The 18,373-nt window shown below is 66.3% G+C and carries 17 protein-coding genes and 1 pseudogene; 6 read left to right on the plus strand and 12 right to left on the minus strand.

From position 1 onward, the window contains the following. Positions 1-12: 12 nt before the first annotated feature. A complete protein-coding gene (locus AC5Y2L_RS21660) occupies positions 13-492 on the minus strand; it encodes a hypothetical protein (RefSeq protein WP_499931757.1) in 480 nt (159 codons plus the stop codon). A gap of 157 nt (positions 493-649) precedes the next feature. Between AC5Y2L_RS21660 and AC5Y2L_RS21665 the strand changes: the two genes are divergently transcribed. Then, positions 650-871 (plus strand): hypothetical protein, encoded by a 222-nt coding sequence (locus AC5Y2L_RS21665; RefSeq protein ID WP_067379617.1) that lies wholly within the window; start codon positions 650-652, stop codon positions 869-871. Between the two features lie 154 nt (positions 872-1,025). On the opposite strand, the pseudogene AC5Y2L_RS21670 reads toward AC5Y2L_RS21665, so the two are convergent. The 3 genes and pseudogenes from AC5Y2L_RS21670 to glnA form a co-directional block, all read right to left on the minus strand. Next, positions 1,026-1,253 (minus strand): annotated as a pseudogene (locus AC5Y2L_RS21670) (carotenoid oxygenase family protein); the annotation flags it as partial. 59 nt (positions 1,254-1,312) lie between these two features. Then, entirely contained in the window at positions 1,313-2,425 is a 1,113-nt protein-coding gene (locus AC5Y2L_RS21675) for a hypothetical protein (protein WP_499944548.1), read from the minus strand. A 242-nt stretch (positions 2,426-2,667) separates the two neighbouring features. After that, positions 2,668-4,104 carry a type I glutamate--ammonia ligase gene (gene glnA / locus AC5Y2L_RS21680; RefSeq protein ID WP_499931752.1) on the minus strand — a complete coding sequence of 479 codons (1,437 nt, stop codon included), beginning with the start codon at positions 4,102-4,104 and terminating at the stop codon, positions 2,668-2,670. Positions 4,105-4,299: 195 nt separating this feature from the next. Between glnA and AC5Y2L_RS21685 the strand changes: the two genes are divergently transcribed. Continuing rightward, on the plus strand, positions 4,300-4,719 hold the full coding sequence (locus AC5Y2L_RS21685) for an RDD family protein (protein ID WP_499932393.1): 420 nt from the start codon (positions 4,300-4,302) through the stop codon (positions 4,717-4,719). Positions 4,720-4,721: 2 nt separating this feature from the next. Here AC5Y2L_RS21685 and AC5Y2L_RS21690 read toward each other — a convergent pair whose 3' ends face one another. Genes AC5Y2L_RS21690 through sucB form a run of 5 tightly spaced genes read right to left on the minus strand, consistent with a single transcriptional unit; the run spans position 4,722 to position 9,874 of the window. Beyond that, positions 4,722-5,477, minus strand: coding sequence for a DUF4191 domain-containing protein (locus AC5Y2L_RS21690; RefSeq protein ID WP_499931749.1), 756 nt, complete (start codon positions 5,475-5,477; stop codon positions 4,722-4,724). A gap of 21 nt (positions 5,478-5,498) precedes the next feature. Further along, positions 5,499-6,437, minus strand: coding sequence for a lipoyl synthase (gene lipA, locus AC5Y2L_RS21695; RefSeq protein WP_499931746.1), 939 nt, complete (start codon positions 6,435-6,437; stop codon positions 5,499-5,501). Further along, positions 6,434-7,123 (minus strand): lipoyl(octanoyl) transferase LipB, encoded by a 690-nt coding sequence (gene lipB / locus AC5Y2L_RS21700; RefSeq protein ID WP_499931743.1) that lies wholly within the window; start codon positions 7,121-7,123, stop codon positions 6,434-6,436. Before lipB ends, lipA begins: the two co-directional genes overlap by 4 nt. Positions 7,124-7,140: 17 nt before the next feature. After that, positions 7,141-8,064, minus strand: coding sequence for a TIGR01777 family oxidoreductase (locus AC5Y2L_RS21705; protein ID WP_499931741.1), 924 nt, complete (start codon positions 8,062-8,064; stop codon positions 7,141-7,143). 4 nt (positions 8,065-8,068) lie between these two features. Continuing rightward, positions 8,069-9,874 (minus strand): 2-oxoglutarate dehydrogenase, E2 component, dihydrolipoamide succinyltransferase, encoded by a 1,806-nt coding sequence (gene sucB / locus AC5Y2L_RS21710; RefSeq protein WP_499931739.1) that lies wholly within the window; start codon positions 9,872-9,874, stop codon positions 8,069-8,071. 179 nt (positions 9,875-10,053) lie between these two features. Between sucB and AC5Y2L_RS21715 the strand changes: the two genes are divergently transcribed. After that, positions 10,054-11,826, plus strand: coding sequence for an SDR family oxidoreductase (locus AC5Y2L_RS21715; RefSeq protein WP_499944553.1), 1,773 nt, complete (start codon positions 10,054-10,056; stop codon positions 11,824-11,826). A gap of 6 nt (positions 11,827-11,832) precedes the next feature. Here AC5Y2L_RS21715 and AC5Y2L_RS21720 read toward each other — a convergent pair whose 3' ends face one another. Further along, entirely contained in the window at positions 11,833-12,168 is a 336-nt protein-coding gene (locus AC5Y2L_RS21720) for an aminopeptidase (protein WP_499931735.1), read from the minus strand. Between the two features lie 153 nt (positions 12,169-12,321). On the opposite strand from AC5Y2L_RS21720, the gene AC5Y2L_RS21725 reads away from it, so the two are divergent. Beyond that, positions 12,322-12,786, plus strand: a complete 465-nt coding sequence (locus AC5Y2L_RS21725) for an SRPBCC family protein (RefSeq protein WP_499931733.1) — start codon at positions 12,322-12,324, stop codon at positions 12,784-12,786. A gap of 2 nt (positions 12,787-12,788) precedes the next feature. Further along, positions 12,789-14,378 (plus strand): phytoene desaturase family protein, encoded by a 1,590-nt coding sequence (locus tag AC5Y2L_RS21730; RefSeq protein ID WP_499931731.1) that lies wholly within the window; start codon positions 12,789-12,791, stop codon positions 14,376-14,378. A gap of 152 nt (positions 14,379-14,530) precedes the next feature. On the opposite strand, the gene AC5Y2L_RS21735 is transcribed toward AC5Y2L_RS21730, so the two are convergent. Further along, positions 14,531-16,078, minus strand: coding sequence for a leucyl aminopeptidase (locus AC5Y2L_RS21735; protein WP_499931728.1), 1,548 nt, complete (start codon positions 16,076-16,078; stop codon positions 14,531-14,533). 20 nt (positions 16,079-16,098) lie between these two features. Next, a complete protein-coding gene (locus AC5Y2L_RS21740) occupies positions 16,099-17,214 on the minus strand; it encodes an adenylate/guanylate cyclase domain-containing protein (protein ID WP_499931726.1) in 1,116 nt (371 codons plus the stop codon). Positions 17,215-17,258: 44 nt separating this feature from the next. Between AC5Y2L_RS21740 and gcvT the strand changes: the two genes are divergently transcribed. After that, positions 17,259-18,353, plus strand: a complete 1,095-nt coding sequence (gene gcvT / locus AC5Y2L_RS21745) for a glycine cleavage system aminomethyltransferase GcvT (RefSeq protein WP_499931724.1) — start codon at positions 17,259-17,261, stop codon at positions 18,351-18,353. Positions 18,354-18,373: the final 20 nt, after the last annotated feature.

Genomic DNA, 18,373 nt, shown 5'->3' on the forward strand with positions numbered 1-18,373 from the left:
AGGAACGCACCTCTAGTAACTCGTCCCAGGGGGTCGGCCCGCAGGCCGACGTTGGAGAAACCACCAGATGAGCGCGACGAACGCCGGTCCGCCGAGCAGGGCTGCAACCCCGAACCCGGGGAGCGATGCCCCTGCCGTATAGGCTGTACCGCCATTCGCATGAACATCCAGCGTTGAACCCGCGGACGGGGCGACGAAGAGCCGCCCGTGTTTGATGTTGCCGGTATACGACGCTCCGCCGATGCTCCAGGTGCCCTCGCAATGACCGCCCCGGCCCCCGAGGGTGCATTGAGTGACCGTCGCGGTCGTCGGCGTACCGTTCTGGTACTCGTTGAAGTCGTATGCGCCCCAAAGGAACCCACCAACCATGAGCGCCAGATAGAGAAGTGCGCCGATCCGGTTCCCGCCCGAGCTACTTTTCATACCTCGCCGCGCCTCGGCGCCATGCGGGTCCAGATCGGCGATTCGGTCTTCCGGATAGTCGTCGTCCATTACAAAATGGTCTCACCGGATAGGAGTCAGCGCCCCATAATGCTGGGCGCAGTCCGGTGAGTAGACAAGTACTGGGCGAGCAGACGCAAAATCCCATTGTTCGTGCCGGTTTTGGGCGATTTTGCGTCTGCTCGCGGGGGCACGCATACTGCAACGCATGGTGTTTACGGTGGTGTTCGCCAACGGCGAGACGCGGGACTACGGCGCATTCGACAGCTTCGAGGTCACCGATGCCGGCGTATTGATCATTCAGATGAAGCGCGAGGACATCAACCGGCACTACGTGGCTCCGGGCGCGTGGCTGGAGGTGGTCGAGATGGTCGACGGGACGCCGGTGCGAATGTCGCGGGGAATCATCGGTCATCGCCCCAAAATGTAGGACTCGCGGGGTGGGGCTAACTCCGCGCGCGGTCGTACGGCCCGCGACACTGAAGGCACGCCGCTGCAGGTGCGCGCGGTTAAAGTGTCACGGTGCGGCGCGGGCCGACTGGGTCGCCGACGGTGTGCGCGCCGCTCAACTTTCGGCGCTTTCTTTAGTTGACGCTCGGCACCCAGTTGCCGTGGAAGCCGGCAGGGACTCGATGCGGTAGTTTAATCCGCGCGATGTCCTGAAGCGTTTGCGCGTCCAGAACCGCCAATTCGCTGCGGTCGGTAGGCCGGTCATACACATAACCCATCAGCACCCCGTCGTCTTTGGCAGCATCGGGTGATGAGGGGTGGAATACGAACTCGCCCAACGCCTTTTCGGGGCCGAAGGAGCGTCCTGATACACCTGGCCGCGCCAGGAAAACCGAGGAACGTTACGCACCAGCCGACTTTCCTACCGGGCCCTGCGCGCGCTCCACACACCTCGAATAAACAATGCGCAGCCTCCGATCAGTGCTAACCCGAAGAAACCCACAGGCAAGATCGATGAACCAATCGTGTGGGACGTGTAGGCGGTGCCGTCTTTGACGTGCACGGCCAGGGATGATCCGGCGGCGAATTTCCTGTTGCCCATGAAGACGCCGTTGTCGATCGGGCCGGATTGGGTGTGTCCGTTGACAGTCCAGGTACCTGTGCAGGTAATGAGGTGTCCCTTACTGCTCGATTGGTGGCAGTGGTCGATGGTCGCCGTGGTGGGGGTGCCGAGCTCATACTGATATGCCGAGTCCCAATAAACATGCAGGGTGTTGAGCCCGGCCCACACCAACGCCAGCAGGCCGAACCCGCCAAGTATCAGCACCGCCCAGTTGAGCGGCCGCCTGGTCTGCAGCGAAGCGTTCGTTGTGGTCTGATCGGCCCGCTGCGCCGGTGCGGGCTCGCGTACCTCCCGCGCCTGTCGTTTGCCGACGACAGCGAGCAGCCCGTTCAAGGTTTGAGGGTCTATCCAGGCCTCGAGATCTAAAACGTCCACTTGTGGCCCAGAGGTCGGCGCTTCGCTGGCACGAGACCCGGTTTCGCCCAGGACAAATCGGTGCGCGCCGGCTACCAAGACAAGCGCTCTGCCCGATCCGCGCCCCCCAGCACTCCATTGACCGAGCTGGGCGTCCTGGAATGAGAAAACGTCACCTGGCCGCTGGTCGACAGTCAGGCCGGTGGGGGTAACGCTAATGACGACCTTTTTCTTCATCAGTCGCCGATAAATCAGGAATCCCAGGACGCAACTCACCACGAACAACACGGGGCTGATGGACGTGGAAAAAGGAACGCCCGCTCGGGGCACGACCAGGGTCGCGCAAAAAAGCAGCAATATTACTAATCCGAATGCAGACACGTGCTGCCTGGTGGTCGGGATACGTGTTGCCACGAATCGGCGTTGATCCAGAAGAGAACTCGATGCTGCGTCGGTCTGCGAGCGGTCCGAGCCCGCCGGTGGTCGAGCTACATCGGAGCTGCCAAGCTGACGTTCGAGATCAGGATTCTCAGCATCATCGCTGTCCATCATCAGCAAATTGTCACACGCCGGAGCCGCTGCTATTGCAGGTCTCCGAGCCGTTGCTTCGTCGTCCTGGCCGGGCACTCAATAAATCGGTGCCCCACTTCAGGGTGTACCGCGCAAACTCCTTGTGTTCCAGCACCTTTGGCTACGACCGCTGTCCGCGGACTCCGACGTGCCGCACGTGCTGCGGCAGTTGGCCTCCCGCTTCGCAATCGGATGTGATCGCGAAGCGGAAGGCCCGCGCGTCAGCCGACTTACACGTCGAAGTAGAGCGCGAATTCGTACGGATGCGGCCGGATGTTCACCGGATCAATCTCGTTCTCACGCTTGAAGCTGATCCACGTCTCGATCAGGTCGGGCGTGAAAACCCCTCCCTCCGTGAGGTATTCGTGGTCGGCCTCCAAGCGGTCGATCACCGCAGACAGCTGGGTGGGCGCCTGCGGAATGTTCGCGGCCTCCTCCGGCGGCAACTCGTAGAGGTCCTTGTCGACCGGCGCCTGCGGCTCGATCTTGTTCTTGATGCCGTCCAGGCCGGCCATCAACATCGCCGAGAACGCCAGGTACGGGTTGCCGGACGAGTCGGGGCAGCGGAACTCCAGCCGCTTGGCCTTCGGGTTGTTACCGGTGATCGGGATTCGCACGCATGCCGACCGGTTGCGCTGGCTGTACACCAGGTTGATCGGTGCCTCGTAACCCGGAACCAAGCGCTTGTAGGAGTTCACCGTCGGGTTGGTGAACGCCAGCAGCGACGGCGCGTGGTGCAGCAACCCGCCGATGTAATGGCGCGCGGTGTCCGACAGGCCGGCATACCCCGTCTCGTCGTACATCAGCGGGCTGCCGTCTTTCCACAGCGACTGATGCGTGTGCATGCCGGAGCCGTTGTCGCCGAACAGCGGCTTGGGCATGAACGTGACGGTCTTGCCGTGCTGCCACGCGGTGTTCTTGACGATGTACTTGTACAGCTGCAAATCGTCCGCGGCGTGCAGCAGCGAGTTGAACTGATAGTTGATCTCGGCCTGGCCGCCGGTGCCGACCTCGTGGTGGCCCTTCTCCAGGATGAAGCCGGCCTTGATCAGGTTGGTCAGCATCTTGTCGCGCAGGTCGACGTAGTGGTCGTTGGGGGCAACCGGGAAGTATCCGCCCTTGTGGCGCACCTTGTAGCCGCGGTTGGCGCTGCCGTCGCTCTCGGTCGCGTTGCCGGTGTTCCACCACCCCGAGATCGCGTCCACCTCGTAGAACGACCCGTTGGCGGTCGAGTCGAAGCTGACCGAGTCGAAGATGTAGAACTCGGCCTCGGCGCCGAAGTACGCGGTGTCAGCGATCCCGGTGCTGGCCAGGTAGGCCTCGGCCTTGCGGGCAATGTTGCGCGGGTCGCGCGAGTACGGCTCGAGGGTGAACGGGTCGTGGACAAAGAAGTTGAGGTTCAGCGTCTTCGCCTCGCGGAATGGGTCGATCTGCGCGGTGTCCGGGTCCGGAAGCAGCACCATGTCGGATTCGTGGATGGCCTGGAAGCCGCGAATGGACGAGCCGTCAAAGGCCACGCCCTCTTCGAACAAGCTCTCGTCGAGCACGGTCGCCGGGATCGTGAAGTGCTGCATGATTCCGGGCAGGTCGCAGAACCGGACGTCGACAAACTCAACGTCTTCGTCTTTCGCGAGTTTGAAGACGTCGTCGGGCGTCATTTCCGTCACTGAAGGCTCCTTTACTTGGTAATTCGCGGCCGACGCTATGGAGTTGTTGTTGCTCGTTTATCAACCCCGTGTTGCGCGGACGTTACGTGACCATGCCGCCCGCATCGGACTCCGAGTAACTCTCGCCCTATTGTGAGGCCATGGCCCGCAAGATCGTAACTGGTGTCCGTTGACCTGGGATCCGGGACCACACCAATGACCGCGGGACCGCAGCCGGGATACCCCGGCGAGGCGCTCGGCCTGCCGCAGACGGGCACCGGTTCACTCGCTTCGATGGGGCGCCGACTGGTGGCGCTGATCATCGACTGGCTAATCGCCTACGGCCTGGCACTGCTGGCAATGGGGTTCGGCGCGTATTCCAAGACGATGTTGTCGACGATGATTTTGCTCGTCTGGCTGGTGCTGGGCGCAGTGTCGGTGCGCCTGTTCGGATTCACCCCGGGCCAGCTGGTAATGGGCCTGCAGGTGGCGGCGGTGGACGGCCGGCACGTGGGAATCGTCGCGCTGTTGGCCCGCGGACTCTTGATCTTTTTGGTGGTCCCGCCGCTGTTCACCGACAGCGACGGGCGCGGGCTGCAGGACCGGCTGACCGGAACCGCGGTAGTACGGCGCTAGCCCTATTTCCGGCGGACCGTCCGCTGCACCCCGCGCATCTTGCCGGCATTGGGCAGCGGCCCCTTCGGCAATGCGCCGGCGCCGGCGCGCGATCCCAGCGCAGACAATCGCGACTCCAGCGAGTCGATTTGCTTGGTGTTGATGTTGGTCGGAAGACGAGTCAGGTGGCGCTCCAGCTTCGCCAGCGGGACCTCGCCGTCGCCGTTGCCGACGATGATGTCGTAGATCGGCACGTCGCCGACCAGGCGCGCGGTGCGCTTCTTCTCCTGAGCCAGCAGCGGTTTCACCCGGGTTGGCGATCCCTCGCCGACCAGGATGACGCCGGGCCGGCCGAGTACCCGGTGCACCACGTCCAAGTGGCCGGTGCCGGCCACGGCCGGCGTGACCCGCCACTTGCCGCGCATGTTGTCCAGCACCCAGCCCGCCGCTCCGGTTTGGCCCTCGGCCTGCCGATAAATGCTGCGCTGGGCGCGACGGGTGAATATGACGAACGCCACCAGCACGCCCAGCACCACGCCGAGCACGATCATCATGATCATGCTGATCCCGCCGCCGGACAGCACGCCAAAAGCCGAAGATACGCCGGCGACCAACACAAAGGCGCCGATCATGTACGGCAGCAGACGCTTGTCCTCTTTGCGTTGGGTGGTGAACAGCTGCCACATCTGGGCCCGTCGCTGACGACCGGCGGCCTTGGCGGCCGCCTTGGCCTCGGCTCGGGCAGCCTTGTTCTCCGCGGCGGTTCGGGGTTTAGCCATAGTCCCCAAGGATAGTTGCGCTCAGCGCGGGGCCGAGGCGCGGTGGCGGGCCGCGGCCTGCGCGTAGAGCCGGCCCGCGCGGTACGAAGACCGCACCAGTGGCCCGGCCAGCACTCCGTCGTAGCCGAGCCCTTCGGCGTATTGCGCGTACTCGGCGAACTCGTCGGGTGGTACCCAGCGCTCGACCGGATGGTGGCGCGCAGAGGGCCGCAGATATTGAGTGATGGTGACGATGTCGCAGCCCGCCTGCCGCAGGTCGACCAGGGCGGTGCGCACCTCGTCCGGGGTCTCGCCCAGGCCGAGGATCAGGTTGCTCTTGGTCACCAGACCGAAGTCACGCGCCGCGGTCAGCACATCCAGGCTGCGCTGGTAGCTGAAGGCGGGCCTAATCCGCCTGAAGATGCGGGGTACCGTTTCGACGTTGTGCGCCAACACTTCTGGGCGTGACTCGAAGACCTCGTTCAGCCGGACGGGCTCGCCGTTGAAGTCGGGGATCAACAGTTCGACGCCGGTGGCGGGGTTGAGCTCTTTGATGGCGCGGACGGTCTGCGCGTAAAGCCAGGCGCCGCCGTCGGGCAAGTCGTCGCGTGCGACACCGGTGACGGTGGCGTAGCGCAAACCCATCGTCTGCACACTCTCGGCGACCCGCCGGGGCTCGTCGCGATCCAGCGCAGCGGGCTTGCCGGTGTCGATCTGGCAGAAGTCGCAGCGACGGGTGCACTGGTCGCCGCCGATCAGGAAGGTGGCTTCCCGGTCCTCCCAGCATTCGAAGATGTTGGGGCAGCCGGCCTCTTCGCAGACGGTGTGCAGGCCCTCGCGGCGGACCAGGCTTTTCAGCTCGGTGTACTCGCGTCCCATCCGTGCTCGGGTCTTGATCCACGGTGGCTTGCGCTCGATCGGCGTCTGCGCGTTGCGCACTTCGAGGCGCAACAGCCTGCGGCCCTCCGGAGCGACAGTCACGGTACTGATGCTACGCGGGCCGGGGTCGGCTGCCAGGTCAGAGCGAGGCGTCCGTCCAGGGCGTCGCAAACGGCGTCGGCAACCGCCGTCCGGACGTCCTCGACGGTCACCCTGCGCGTGAGCTCGGCCGACAACGACGTCACGCCGGCGTCGCTGATGCCGCACGGCACGATCGCGGTGAACGCGGCCAAGTCGCAGTCGCAGTTGAGCGCGAACCCGTGCAGCGTGGTGGCGCGCGATACCCGCACCCCGATCGCCGCGACCTTGCGCGGGGGCCGGCCGGGGATCCAGACCCCGGAGCGCCCGTCGACCCGGCCTGCGTGCAGGCCCAGGCCGGTACACACCTTGATCAGCGATTCCTCAAGGCGCCGAACGTAATTGACCACATCCAGCGGCTCTGCCAGCCCGATGATCGGATAGCCGACCAGCTGTCCGGGACCATGCCAGGTGATCTTGCCGCCGCGGTCGGTGTCTATGACCGGGGTTCCGTCCACAGGTCGTTCGTGCGGCTCGGTGCGCCGTCCGGCCGTGTAGACCGGCGGGTGTTCCAGCAGCAGCAAGGTGTCGGAGCCGCCGGCGACGCGCGCGTCGGCCAAGTCCCGCTGCAATTGCCACGCGGCGCGGTAGTCGATCGTGCCCAGCCAGCGCACGTCGATCGCGGTCGATGCCGACCGGATGGAACTCATGCCCGTGAGATTACTCGTCAATCCGCGTCGCGCCGGGCGGTGGCGTAGGCGAGCGCTTCACCGATGGTGTTGTGGTGAAACCGGAAACCGGCGGCCTCCAGCGCCGACGGGATGGCGCGTTGACCGATGAGCAACCCCTCGTCGGCGAATTCGCCGAGTGCCGCCCGCAGCGCGAAGCCAGGCAGCATCAACGGGGTCGGGCGGTTGACCGCGCGGCCGAAGGCGGTGGTGAACTCGGCGTTGGTGACCGGCGCCGGCCCGGTCATGTTGACCGGGCCGGACAGCGAGGCGTGTGAGATGGCGAACAGCAGCGCACGCACCTCGTCTTCCAGGGTGATCCAAGACATGTACTGCCGACCGCTGCCCAGCCGGGCCCCCAGGCCGGCCGAGAACAGCGGTCGCATCCTGCGCAGGGCGCCGCCGGCCGGGGACAGCACCACCCCGGTGCGGGCCAGTACCACCCGGCAACCGGCGTACTGTGCGGGCAAGGTTGCCGCTTCCCAGTCGGCACATAGCTGCGCCAGGAAACCCGTTCCGGCCCTGTCGTTTTCGTCGACGACACGATCCTTGGTGTTCCCGTAGTAGCCCACCGCGCTGGCGTTGATCAACGTCTCGACGCCGGCGTCTGCGACTGCGGCGGACAACACCTCGGTGGGCGCGATGCGGCTGTCGCGCAGGCTCTGCTTGAAGGCGCCCGACCAGCGGCGCCGGCCGATGTTGACCCCGCACAGGTTGACGACGGCGTCGACCTCGGCCAGCGCGTCGATGTCGAATTCGCCGCTCTCCGGATTCCAGTGCAGCTCTTCGGAATTCGTCGGTGTTCGCCGTACGATACGCAGCACCGGATGGTCGTTGGCGCGCAGCGCCGCGGCCAGGGCCGAACCGATCAGGCCAGACGAACCCGCGATCGCGACGACGGCCTTGTGGTCAGCTCGAGCCACCGCGTCACAGCCCTAAATCTGCCTCGAACGCTCCCTCTTCGAGCCGGTTCTTGATGGTGGTGAGGAAACGTCCCGCATCGGCGCCGTCGATCAGCCGGTGGTCGTAGGTCAACGGCAGGTAACAGATCGACCGGATCCCCACCGACTCGTTGCCCAACGCGTCGACGACCACCCGCGGGCGCTTGACGATGGCGCCGGTGCCCAGCATGGCGGCCTGGGGCGGCACCAGGATCGGGGTGTCGAACAGCGCGCCCTGGCTGCCGATGTTGGTGATAGTGAAAGTGCCGCCGGACAATTCGTCGGGTTTGAGGTTGCCCGACCGTGCCCGTGCGGCGATATCGACGATCGCACGTGCCAGGCCTGCCAGCGACAAGTCGCCGGCATTGTGGATGACGGGGGACAGCAGCCCCTGTTCGGTGTCGACCGCGAAGCCCAGGTGCTCGGCGTCGTAGTAGGTGATCTCCTTGGTTTCCTCGTTGTAGCTCGCGTTGATGTTGGGATGAATCTTCAGCGCGTCGATCACCGCGCGGGCGATGAACGGCAGATAGGTCAGGTTCACGCCCTCGCGTTCGGCGAAGGCCGCCTTGGCTTTGGCCCGCAGCGCCACGATCTTGGTCATGTCGACCTCGTGCGTCTGCGTGAGCTGCGCGGTCACCTGCAACGATTCGCGGGTCTTGGTGGCCGTGATCTGACGGATCCGGCTGGCCTTCTGCGTGGTGCCGCGCAGGTGGGCAAGGGCCGGCGCCGCAGCGGGTGCGGGGGCAGCGGGCGCTGGCGCGGCGGGGGCCTGGGCGGCAGGTGCCTGCCTGGCCTGTTGTTTTTTCTCCGCGGCGGCCAGTACGTCCTGCTTGCGGATCCGGCCGCCGACGCCGGTGCCGGTCACCTCGGCGAGGTCAATGTTGTTCTCGGCGGCCAGTTTTCGCACCAGCGGCGTCACGTAGGGCCCACCGTCACCCTCGGCCGTCGCGGCTGCCGGTTCGGGCTCGGGCTGAGGCTGGGGCTCCGGTTTCGGCTCCGGTGCCGGGGCTGGCTTGGCGGCTTCGGGCTTGGGTTCCGGTTTGGGCTCGGGCTTGGGTTCCGGCTTGGGCTCGGGCTTGGGTTCCGGCTTGGGCTCGGGTGCCGGGGCGGGTGCGGCGGCGCCCTCGGAGGGGACGCCGATGCGCGCCAACTCGCCGCCGACCGGGACGGTCACGTCCTCCTCGGCGGTAATGCTGACCAGGACGCCGGCCACCGGTGACGGAATCTCGGTGTCCACCTTGTCGGTGGACACTTCCACCAGAGGCTCGTCGACCTGAACCGAGTCGCCGACATTCTTGAGCCAGCGCGTCACGGTGCCCTCGGTGACCGACTCGCCGAGCTCGGGCATCAACACCGGCGTGGTGCTCTCCTTGCCAGAGGGCTGCTGGGCCGGCGCCGCCGGCTCGGGCTCGGGCTGCGACGGGGCGGGTGCCTGCGGTTCGGGTTCCGGCTTCGACTGAGGTTCAGGCTTCGACTGGGGTTCCGGCTTCGGCTCGGGTTCCGGTTGAGCCGCCGCTTCTCCGGAGGTGTCGGCTTCCGGCGCGCCGCCTTCGGTTCCATCGCCGATGATCGCCAGGTCCCCACCGACCTCGACGGTGTCGTCCTCCTGGGCGATGATCTTGGTCAGCACTCCGGCGGCGGGCGACGGGATTTCGGTGTCCACCTTGTCCGTCGACACCTCCACCAGAGGCTCGTCGAGTTCGACGGTGTCGCCTTCTTGCTTGAGCCAGCGGGTGACCGTTCCCTCGGTGACGCTCTCACCAAGTGCCGGCATCTGGACGGAGAACGCCATTCGTTTGACTCCTCGATCACTCGTGGGTCGGCCCAGGTCGTCGTCTGGCTTACCAGAACGAAACTATCCTGTCATCGCCCCTTTGTGGGCACACATTGAGGGGCGCAGTCGTCGGGGGAGCCGTGCCGGCCGGCTTGCTACGGTGTGGCCACAGCTCAACCCCCAGGTAGCGAGGTCCGATGCCGGTATCACCACAAGCACCCCAGCAGTTCGTCGACAGCGCGGACGGCGTGCGCATCGCGGTCTACGAGGAAGGCAATCCCGACGGCCCGACCGTCGTGCTGGTGCACGGCTTCCCGGACTCGCATGTCCTGTGGGACGGGGTGGTTCCGCTGCTGGCCGATCGGTTCCGGATCATCCGCTACGACAACCGCGGCGTCGGGCTGTCTTCGACGCCCAAACGCGTTTCGGCGTACACCATGGAGCGCTTCGCCGACGACTTCGCCGCCGTCACCGGCGAGCTCAGCCCCGGCCAGCAGGTCCATGTGCTGGCGCACGACTGGGGCTCGGTCGGAATCTGGGAATACTTGAGCCGGCCCGGCGCCAGCGACCGCGTCGCGTCGTTCACCTCGGTGTCCGGCCCAAGTCAGGATCAGGTAGTCGCCTACGTCTTCGGCGGCCTGCGCCGGCCCTGGCGCCCGCGACGGTTTCTGCGGTCGATCAGCCAGGCGCTGCGCTTCAGTTACATGCTGTTTTTGTCGATGCCTGTGCTGGCGCCGCTGTTCCTGCGAATGGTGTTATCCGTCGCGGCGGTGCGGCGCAATATCGTCGACAACATCCCCGAGGATAAGATCCACCACTCCGCGTCATTGCCCAGCGATGCCGCCCGTTCCGTAAAGGTCTACCCCGCCAACTACTTTCGCTCATTCTCCAGGAAGCGGCCGGTGCCGGTCGTCGACGCGCCCGTGCAGCTGATCGTCAACACCCAAGACAAGTACGTGCGGCCCTACGGGTACGACGAGACCGCACGCTGGGTCCCGCGGTTGTGGCGTCGCGACATCAAGGCAGGGCACTTCTCGCCGATGTCGCACCCACAGGTGATGGCGACCGCCGTGCACGACTTCGCCGACCTGGTCGAGGGCAAGCCGCCGAGCCGGGCGATGCTGCGCGCGCAAATCGGGCGTCCGCGCGCATACTTCGGCGACACCCTGGTGTCGATCACGGGCGCCGGCAGCGGAATCGGCCGCGAGACGGCCTTTGCCTTCGCGCGCGAAGGCGCCGAAGTGGTGGTCAGCGACATCGACGAGGCCGCCGTCAAGGAAACCGCAACCGAGATCGCCGCGCGCGGCGGTGTGGCCTACCCGTATGTGCTCGACGTGTCGGACGCCGACGCGGTCGAGGCCTTCGCCGAGCGGGTAACCGCCGAGCACGGCCTACCCGACATCGTCGTCAACAACGCCGGCATCGGGCATGCGGGACGGTTCCTGGACACCCCGCCCGAGCAGTTCGACCGCGTGCTCGAGGTCAATCTCGGTGGTATGGTCAACGCCTGCCGGTCATTTGCCCGGCGTCTGGTCGAGCGCGGCACCGGTGGCTACATCGTCAACGTGTCGTCGATGGCGGCGTACGCGCCGCTGCAGTCGCTGAACGCCTACTGCACCGCCAAGGCGGCCAGCTTCATGTTCTCCGACTGCCTGCGCGCCGAGCTGGACGCCGCCGGGGTGGGCCTTACCACGATCTGCCCAGGCGTCATCAACACCAACATCATCAGCAACACCCACTTCAACGCGCCGGTGGGCCGGGACGAGCACGTCGACGACCGCCGCGGGCAACTGAACAAGATGTTCGGGCTGCGCCGTTACGGGCCGGACAAGGTGGCCGATGCGATCCTGTCGTCGGTCAAGAATAAGAAGGCGATTCGTCCCGTCGCCCCGGAAGCCTATGCGCTGTACGGGCTTTCGAAGTTTCTGCCGCAGGCACTGCGCAGTACCGCGCGTATGCGGGTGATCTGAGCAGCCTCAGACGCCGGCCGCTTCGGAGCGTCGCACCAGCAGGGCACCACTGATCGCGACCACCCCGACCAGCGTCAGCGGAATGGACCAGCTGCGCCGGGTCGACAGCGACGACTCGCATTGCGTCACAAAGTCGATGTGCGGGAAACCTTGGTTGAAAATCGCGATGTTCGCCCCGTTCCTTTCGTTGGCACTCTTGGCCGCGGAGAGATCCGAGGCGAGGCCGTTTCCACATCCCACAGAGCCGTTTCCGTCGGACACCGACACCGGCACCAGAAGTCCGATCACGCCAGCGAGCAACAACGCAACTCCCACCGCAATGATCACCCGTCGCGCAGTCATCGTTGGCCTCCCGTCGAATAACAGCTGATAACAGAATTAGCCGCTGGACAGCGGGGTTAAACGCCGAGCAAATTGCCCTGTTCCGTATTAGTTCCGGCCGCTGAGGGTATCCGCGGAGATGTTCCGCTTAGGACGTTTGGGAAAGGACCGTTTATGACAGCGACCCGAGAATTGGCCGCAACCCGGGACGTGCGGGCGTCCTGCCAGCAGATCTGGGACGTGCTCGCCGACGGATGGACCTACAGCCAATGGGTCGTGGGCAATAGCCGGACTCGAGCGGTCGATTCGCATTGGCCCGAGCCGGGCTCCGCGATCCGGCATTCGATCGGGGTATGGCCGTTGGTGATCGACGATCAGACCACGGTCGAAAGCTGTACCCCCGGGCAGGAACTCGTGCTGCGCGCCGGCCTGGGACCCCTCGGTGCGGCCCGAATAACCATGCGGCTCAGCGAGACTCCCAAAGGATGCCGGCTCGAGATGATCGAGGTGCCGATGGCGGGTCTGGTCAACGTGGTGCCCGATCGCCTGACTTTGCTTGCCATCCATCCGCGCAACCGCGAATGCTTGCTGCGCCTGACCGCACTGGCCGAGCGTCTCGAGCCCAGCCAGGTCAAATAGCGATGACGGATGTGGTCGACGCTGTCGTTATCGGTGCCGGACATCACGGGCTGGTTGCCGCATCGATGCTCGCCGACGCCGGATGGGATGTGCTGGTGCTCGAAGCCCAGCCCGAACCGGGCGGCGCGGTACGCAGCGCCGAGCTGACACCGGGCTACATCACCGATCTGTTCAGCTCGTTCTACCCGATGACGGTGGCCTCACCGGCCATGGCGGCGTTGCGGTTGGAGGATCACGGGCTGCGCTGGTCGCATGCACCCGCGGTCGTAGGCCATCCCCGCCATGCGAACGACGATGACCCGCCAATCCTCTACCGTGATCCGGCCCGCACCGCTTCGGAATTCGCGCGCCGCGAACGCGCCGACGGCGACAACTGGTGGCGCGTCGTCGAGTTGTGGAACAAGGTCAAAGCTCCGCTGCTGGATGCGATGTTGGCGCCGTTTCCGCCCATGGTCCCGATGCTGCGGTTGCTGCTCAAACTCGGTACGTCCGAGGCGGTTCGGCTGGCCCATATGCTGATTCAGCCGGCCAACACCATGGTGGACCGACTGTTCGACGGGGAGGCGCCACGAATTTTGTTGCTGGGCAATGCGATGCACGCCGACGCCCCGCTGGATGCGCCGGGCAGCGGTGCGTTCGGTTTCTTGATGACGATGCTCGGCCAGGACTACGGCTGGCCGGTGCCGGTCGGTGGTTCCGGTCAGTTGACGTCCGCGCTGGTGCAGCGGGCATGCTCGGCGGGGGCGCGAATTGAGTGCAGCCAGAACGTCTCTCGGATCCAGGTGCGCGACGGCAAGGCGGTCGGGGTGACCACAGCCGAGGGCCGTACGGTCCGGGCACGCCGTGCGGTGGTGGCCGACGTGACGGCACCGCGGTTGTTCTGCGACATGCTGCCCGCAGATGCGGTTCCGAATGGCCTGCGTCACGAGCTCGAGCACTATGTGTGGGATCCGCCGGTGGTCAAGGTCAACTATGCGCTGGCTGGTCCGATTCCCTGGCGGTCGGCCGGCCTGCAGGCACCGGGCACTCTTCATCTGGGCGCCGACGGGCCCGGGTTGGTGCGCTGGATGGCGGATCTGAACACCCGGGTGATACCCGAGCATCCGTTCATGCTGCTGGGCCAGACCACCACGGCGGACCCGACCCGGTCACCTGCCGGCACGGAAAGTGTTTGGGCGTATACGCATTTGCCGCGAAATGTGGCCGACGACGCCTCGGCCGAGCAGCTGGCCAAATCCGTCGATCAGGTGATCGAAGAGCACGCGCCGGGCTTCGGTTCGCGAGTGATCGATCGGTTCGTGCAACGCCCGTCGGACCTGGAAGCCAGCGACGCGAATCTGCACCTGGGCGCGCTGAACGGCGGGACTGCTTCGCTGCAGCAGATGCTGATCTTCCGTCCCGCTCCGGGGATGGGAAGAGCCGAAACCCCGGTCGAGAGACTGTATTTGGGTAGCGCCTCGGCTACCCCAGGGGGATCCGTGCACGGCGCATGCGGACGTAACGCGGCCAAGGCCGCACTGGCCGGCGACGGCGTCACCGGCTGGCCGCGGCGCAAGCTGAGCAGAGCGGCGATCTCACTGCTGACCAGGTAGTGCTTTCACGGCTTTGGTTGTGAATTCATGGTTTTCAGCGTGAAGCCTGGGAGGAATTTCGCTTGGATTCCCGCCATAGGCGCACAACGAAAGCCGTAGGTTCACAACGAAAGCCATAGGCTCACAACGAAAGCCGTAGGTTCACTACGGCCTCAGCCGTTCTGCACGATGTCCTCCAGCACCGCGAACAGCGTGCGGGTCGGTACGCCGGTAGCCCCCTTGGGGGTGTGGCCCCAGGCGCTGCCGGTGTTGTATGCCGGGCCGGCGACATCGACATGGGCCCACTGCACTCCGTCGGCAACGAATTCGCGCAAGTACACCCCGGCCACCAGCATCCCGGCGAATCGCTGCCCGCTGACGTTGGCCAGGTCGGCGACTGTGGACTTCAAATCGTCTTTGAGTTCGTCGGGCAGCGGCATTGGCCAGCCGTTCTCGCCGACCTTCTGCGAGATTGCGGCGACGCGGTCGCGGAACTCGTCGCTGCCCATCACGCCCGGAATCCGGGCGCCCAGGGCGACGGTCTGGGCGCCGGTCAGCGTAGACGTCTCGATCAGGTAGTCGGGGTCGTCTTCGCAGGCCCGAACGATCGCGTCGGCCAGGATCAGCCGGCCTTCCGCGTCGGTGTTGAGCACCTCGACCGTGGTCCCGCCATACTGCGTCAGCACGTCACCCGGGCGCTGCGCGGTGTCCGACGGCATGTTCTCGGCCATCGGGACGGTCGCGATCACGTCGATTGGCAGCTCCAGTTGCGCGGCCAGCGCCACGGCCGCGATGACCGCGGCGGCCCCGCCCATGTCCGAGGTCATGTGGTGCATGTTGGCAGCCGGCTTGATCGAGATTCCGCCGGTATCAAAGGTGATGCCTTTACCGACCAGCGCCACCTTTTTGGCCTGTTTGGGGTTTTTGGCCAGCCGCGAGCCGCGGTGGATCAGCCGTACCAGACGCGGCGGCCGCGACGAGCCCTGCCCGACGCCGATCACGCCGCCGTAGCCGGCCTTGCGCAGCGCCTTGTCGTCGAGCACCTCCACCTCGAGGCCGACGGCTTCGCCCAAAGCCTTTGCGCGCTTGGCGAATTCGGCTGGAAAAAGATGACTGGGCGGAGTGTTGACCAAGTCGCGGGCGGTGGCCACGGCGGTCGCGACGGCCGCGCCGTGCTCGCTCTGCTTCTTGGCGTACTTGGCTGTGGACAGCACGGTGATGCGGTGCAGGCCACTGTCTTTCGGAGCCGTCTTGGCGCTGCGGAACGCGCTGAACCGGTAGGCGCCCAGGATCAGGCCCTCGACGACGGCCGAGCAGATGTCTTCGCCGGGCAAGTCGCCGAGCGTGGTGATCACGGTTTCGGCGTTGCCCAGTGACCGTGCGGCGACACCGGCGGCGCGCCGGACGGTGTCCGACGGCCATTCGTGGCGAGGCTTGCCCAAGCCGACGGTCAACACGCTGCCCACCGGCAGCGACGGCGCAACCAGGCGGTGCACTTGTTCACAGGCGCCGGTGGCGTCCAGCGCCCGCAGGCCGGCCTCGATTTCGGCCACCACGTCGGCGGTCAGGAACGGCTCGGCCGACGCGACCACCGCCCCCGGCCGGTCGTCTTCGCCGGTCGAGACGACCGGCAACAGCAATACCGAAGACCCCGCACTGCGCTTGGGCAGCGCGGTGGCGACGGTGACAGTGGGTGATTGGTAGGCCCATTCGGTGGTCACGGCCAATCACCCTAACCACCTCAGCCGGGGCCGACGTCGGCACCGTCTCGGCTGTGCAGTTCAAACGCGGTCACCGGAGCGGCAAACCCCTTGAGCGTCAAGGGGCCATGCATGGTGGCGGGCCAGTCCGGCAATTGCTCGTGCAGCTCCGACGACGCGAGGATCTGACACGGCGCTGCTGCCGCCACGAGACGCGCAGCCAGGTTGACCGGGCTGCCGAAATAGTCGCCGTTGATGGCCAGCGACGTGCCGTAGGCGAGTCCGGCACGCACCTGCAAGCCCTCCTCGCGCCCGCGCGGATGGTCGACCAGATCAACCGCCGCCTGCGCCAGGCGCTGCGCTGACCCGCATACCCACATCACCTCGTCGCCGATGAACTTGACCACTCGTCCACCGTCGGCATGCACCACCTCTGAGACCGTGCCGGCGAATTCGTTGAGTAGGTACGACAATTCCGCGGGGGCAAGCGCCTGAGTGAGCGCAGTGAAGCCAGACAGGTCCGCAAATCCGACGCCGCACACCACGCTCGCCGACGTGTCGCGGAGCACGCCTTCGAAGTGGGTCCGCGCGCTGATCAGGTGATGGCGGTGGACAACGTCGATCAATGCCCCGATCCGCGGGACGAACTCCGCGACCGCGCGATAGGCCTGCGCCGTGGCGAGCTCGTCGTGGGTGTGGATCATCTGGATGTCCGGCGTGCCGGCCCGGATCACCGTCGACTCAGCCTCGGCGAACCGCGACATCGCGGCACCGAGCACCCGCAGCATGCCGAAGGCACCGTCCTGGCCGACCACCGATTTGACGGCCACCCACGTCATCAGGGCGTCGACATCGGCCTGGCTCAGTACCGGAACGTCAGGACCGGCGGCCGTCAACCCCAGCAGAGCCCACGCGTGCGCTACCTCCTCGGGCGTCACCCCGAGTTGTTCGGCCGCGGCCTGAAATGTGTAGATCGGCCGCCCCGACCACGACAGGACATCGCCGGCCAGTCCGAACAATCGGCCGCGCTGCTCGGCCTCGGCCATTTCTTCGACGGTGAACCCGAGGTCATCGAGGTACTTGATCAGGTCGGCGCGCTCGCGTGGGTTGGCGATTCCGGCCGCCTCGAGCGCGTCGAAGTCCAAACGTTCGGACACCTGCCCAAGTCTGCCAGCAATACCTCTGGCTAGGGTGAATCGTCGTGAGCGACCTGCAGCACGGACCGCTGGAAGACCGGCATCGGGAGCTGGGCGCCAGTTTCGCCGAGTTCAGCGGCTGGCTGATGCCGGTGTCGTATGCCGGGACGGTCAGCGAGCACAACGCCACCCGCAATGCCGTCGGCCTGTTCGACGTCAGCCACCTGGGCAAGGCGGTGGTCCGCGGACCGGGTGCGGCGCAGTTCGTCAACTCCGCGCTCACCAACGACCTCAGCCGCATCGGCCCGGGCAAAGCGCAATACACGCTGTGCTGCACCGAATCTGGCGGCGTGATCGACGACCTGATCGCCTACTACGTGGGCGACGACGAGATCTTTCTGGTGCCGAACGCGGCCAACACCGCCGCCGTCGTCGAAGCGCTGCAGGCCGCCGCGCCGGGGGAGTTGACCATCACCAACGAGCACCGGTCATATGCGGTCCTGGCGGTGCAGGGTCCGCGCTCGGCGGACGTGCTTGCCGCGCTGGATCTGCCGACCGACATGGACTACATGGGCTACGCCGATGCCACCTACGCCCGGGTGCCGGTGCGCGTCTGCCGGACCGGCTACACCGGCGAGCACGGTTACGAACTGCTGCCGCCATGGGAGTCGGCGGAGGTGGTGTTCGACGCGCTGGTTGCGGCGGTGTCCGAGGCGGGCGGCGAGCCCGCCGGCCTGGGCGCCCGCGACACCCTGCGCACCGAGATGGGTTACCCGCTGCACGGCCACGAGCTTTCGCTGGACATCTCGCCGCTGCAAGCCCGCTGCGGCTGGGCCGTCGGGTGGGACAAGGACGCCTTCTTCGGTCGCGACGCGCTGCTGGCCGAGAAGAAGGCCGGGCCGCGGCGGCTGCTGCGGGGGCTGCGCATGGTCGGTCGCGGTGTGCTCCGCCCGGGGCTGACGGTGCTCGCGGGCGACGCGCCGGTGGGGGTCACCACCTCCGGGACCTTCTCGCCCACCTTGCAGATCGGAATCGGGTTGGCCCTGATCGACACCGACGCCGGCGTGCAGGACGGCCAGCAAATCATCGTCGACGTCCGCGGCCGTCCCGTGGAGTGCGAAGTGGTGCGGCCGCCCTTCGTCGCCGCCAAGACCCGGTAGCCGACCGGCTTTTGCGCGGC

It is taken from the genome of Mycobacterium sp. NGS66, from assembly GCF_059812225.1.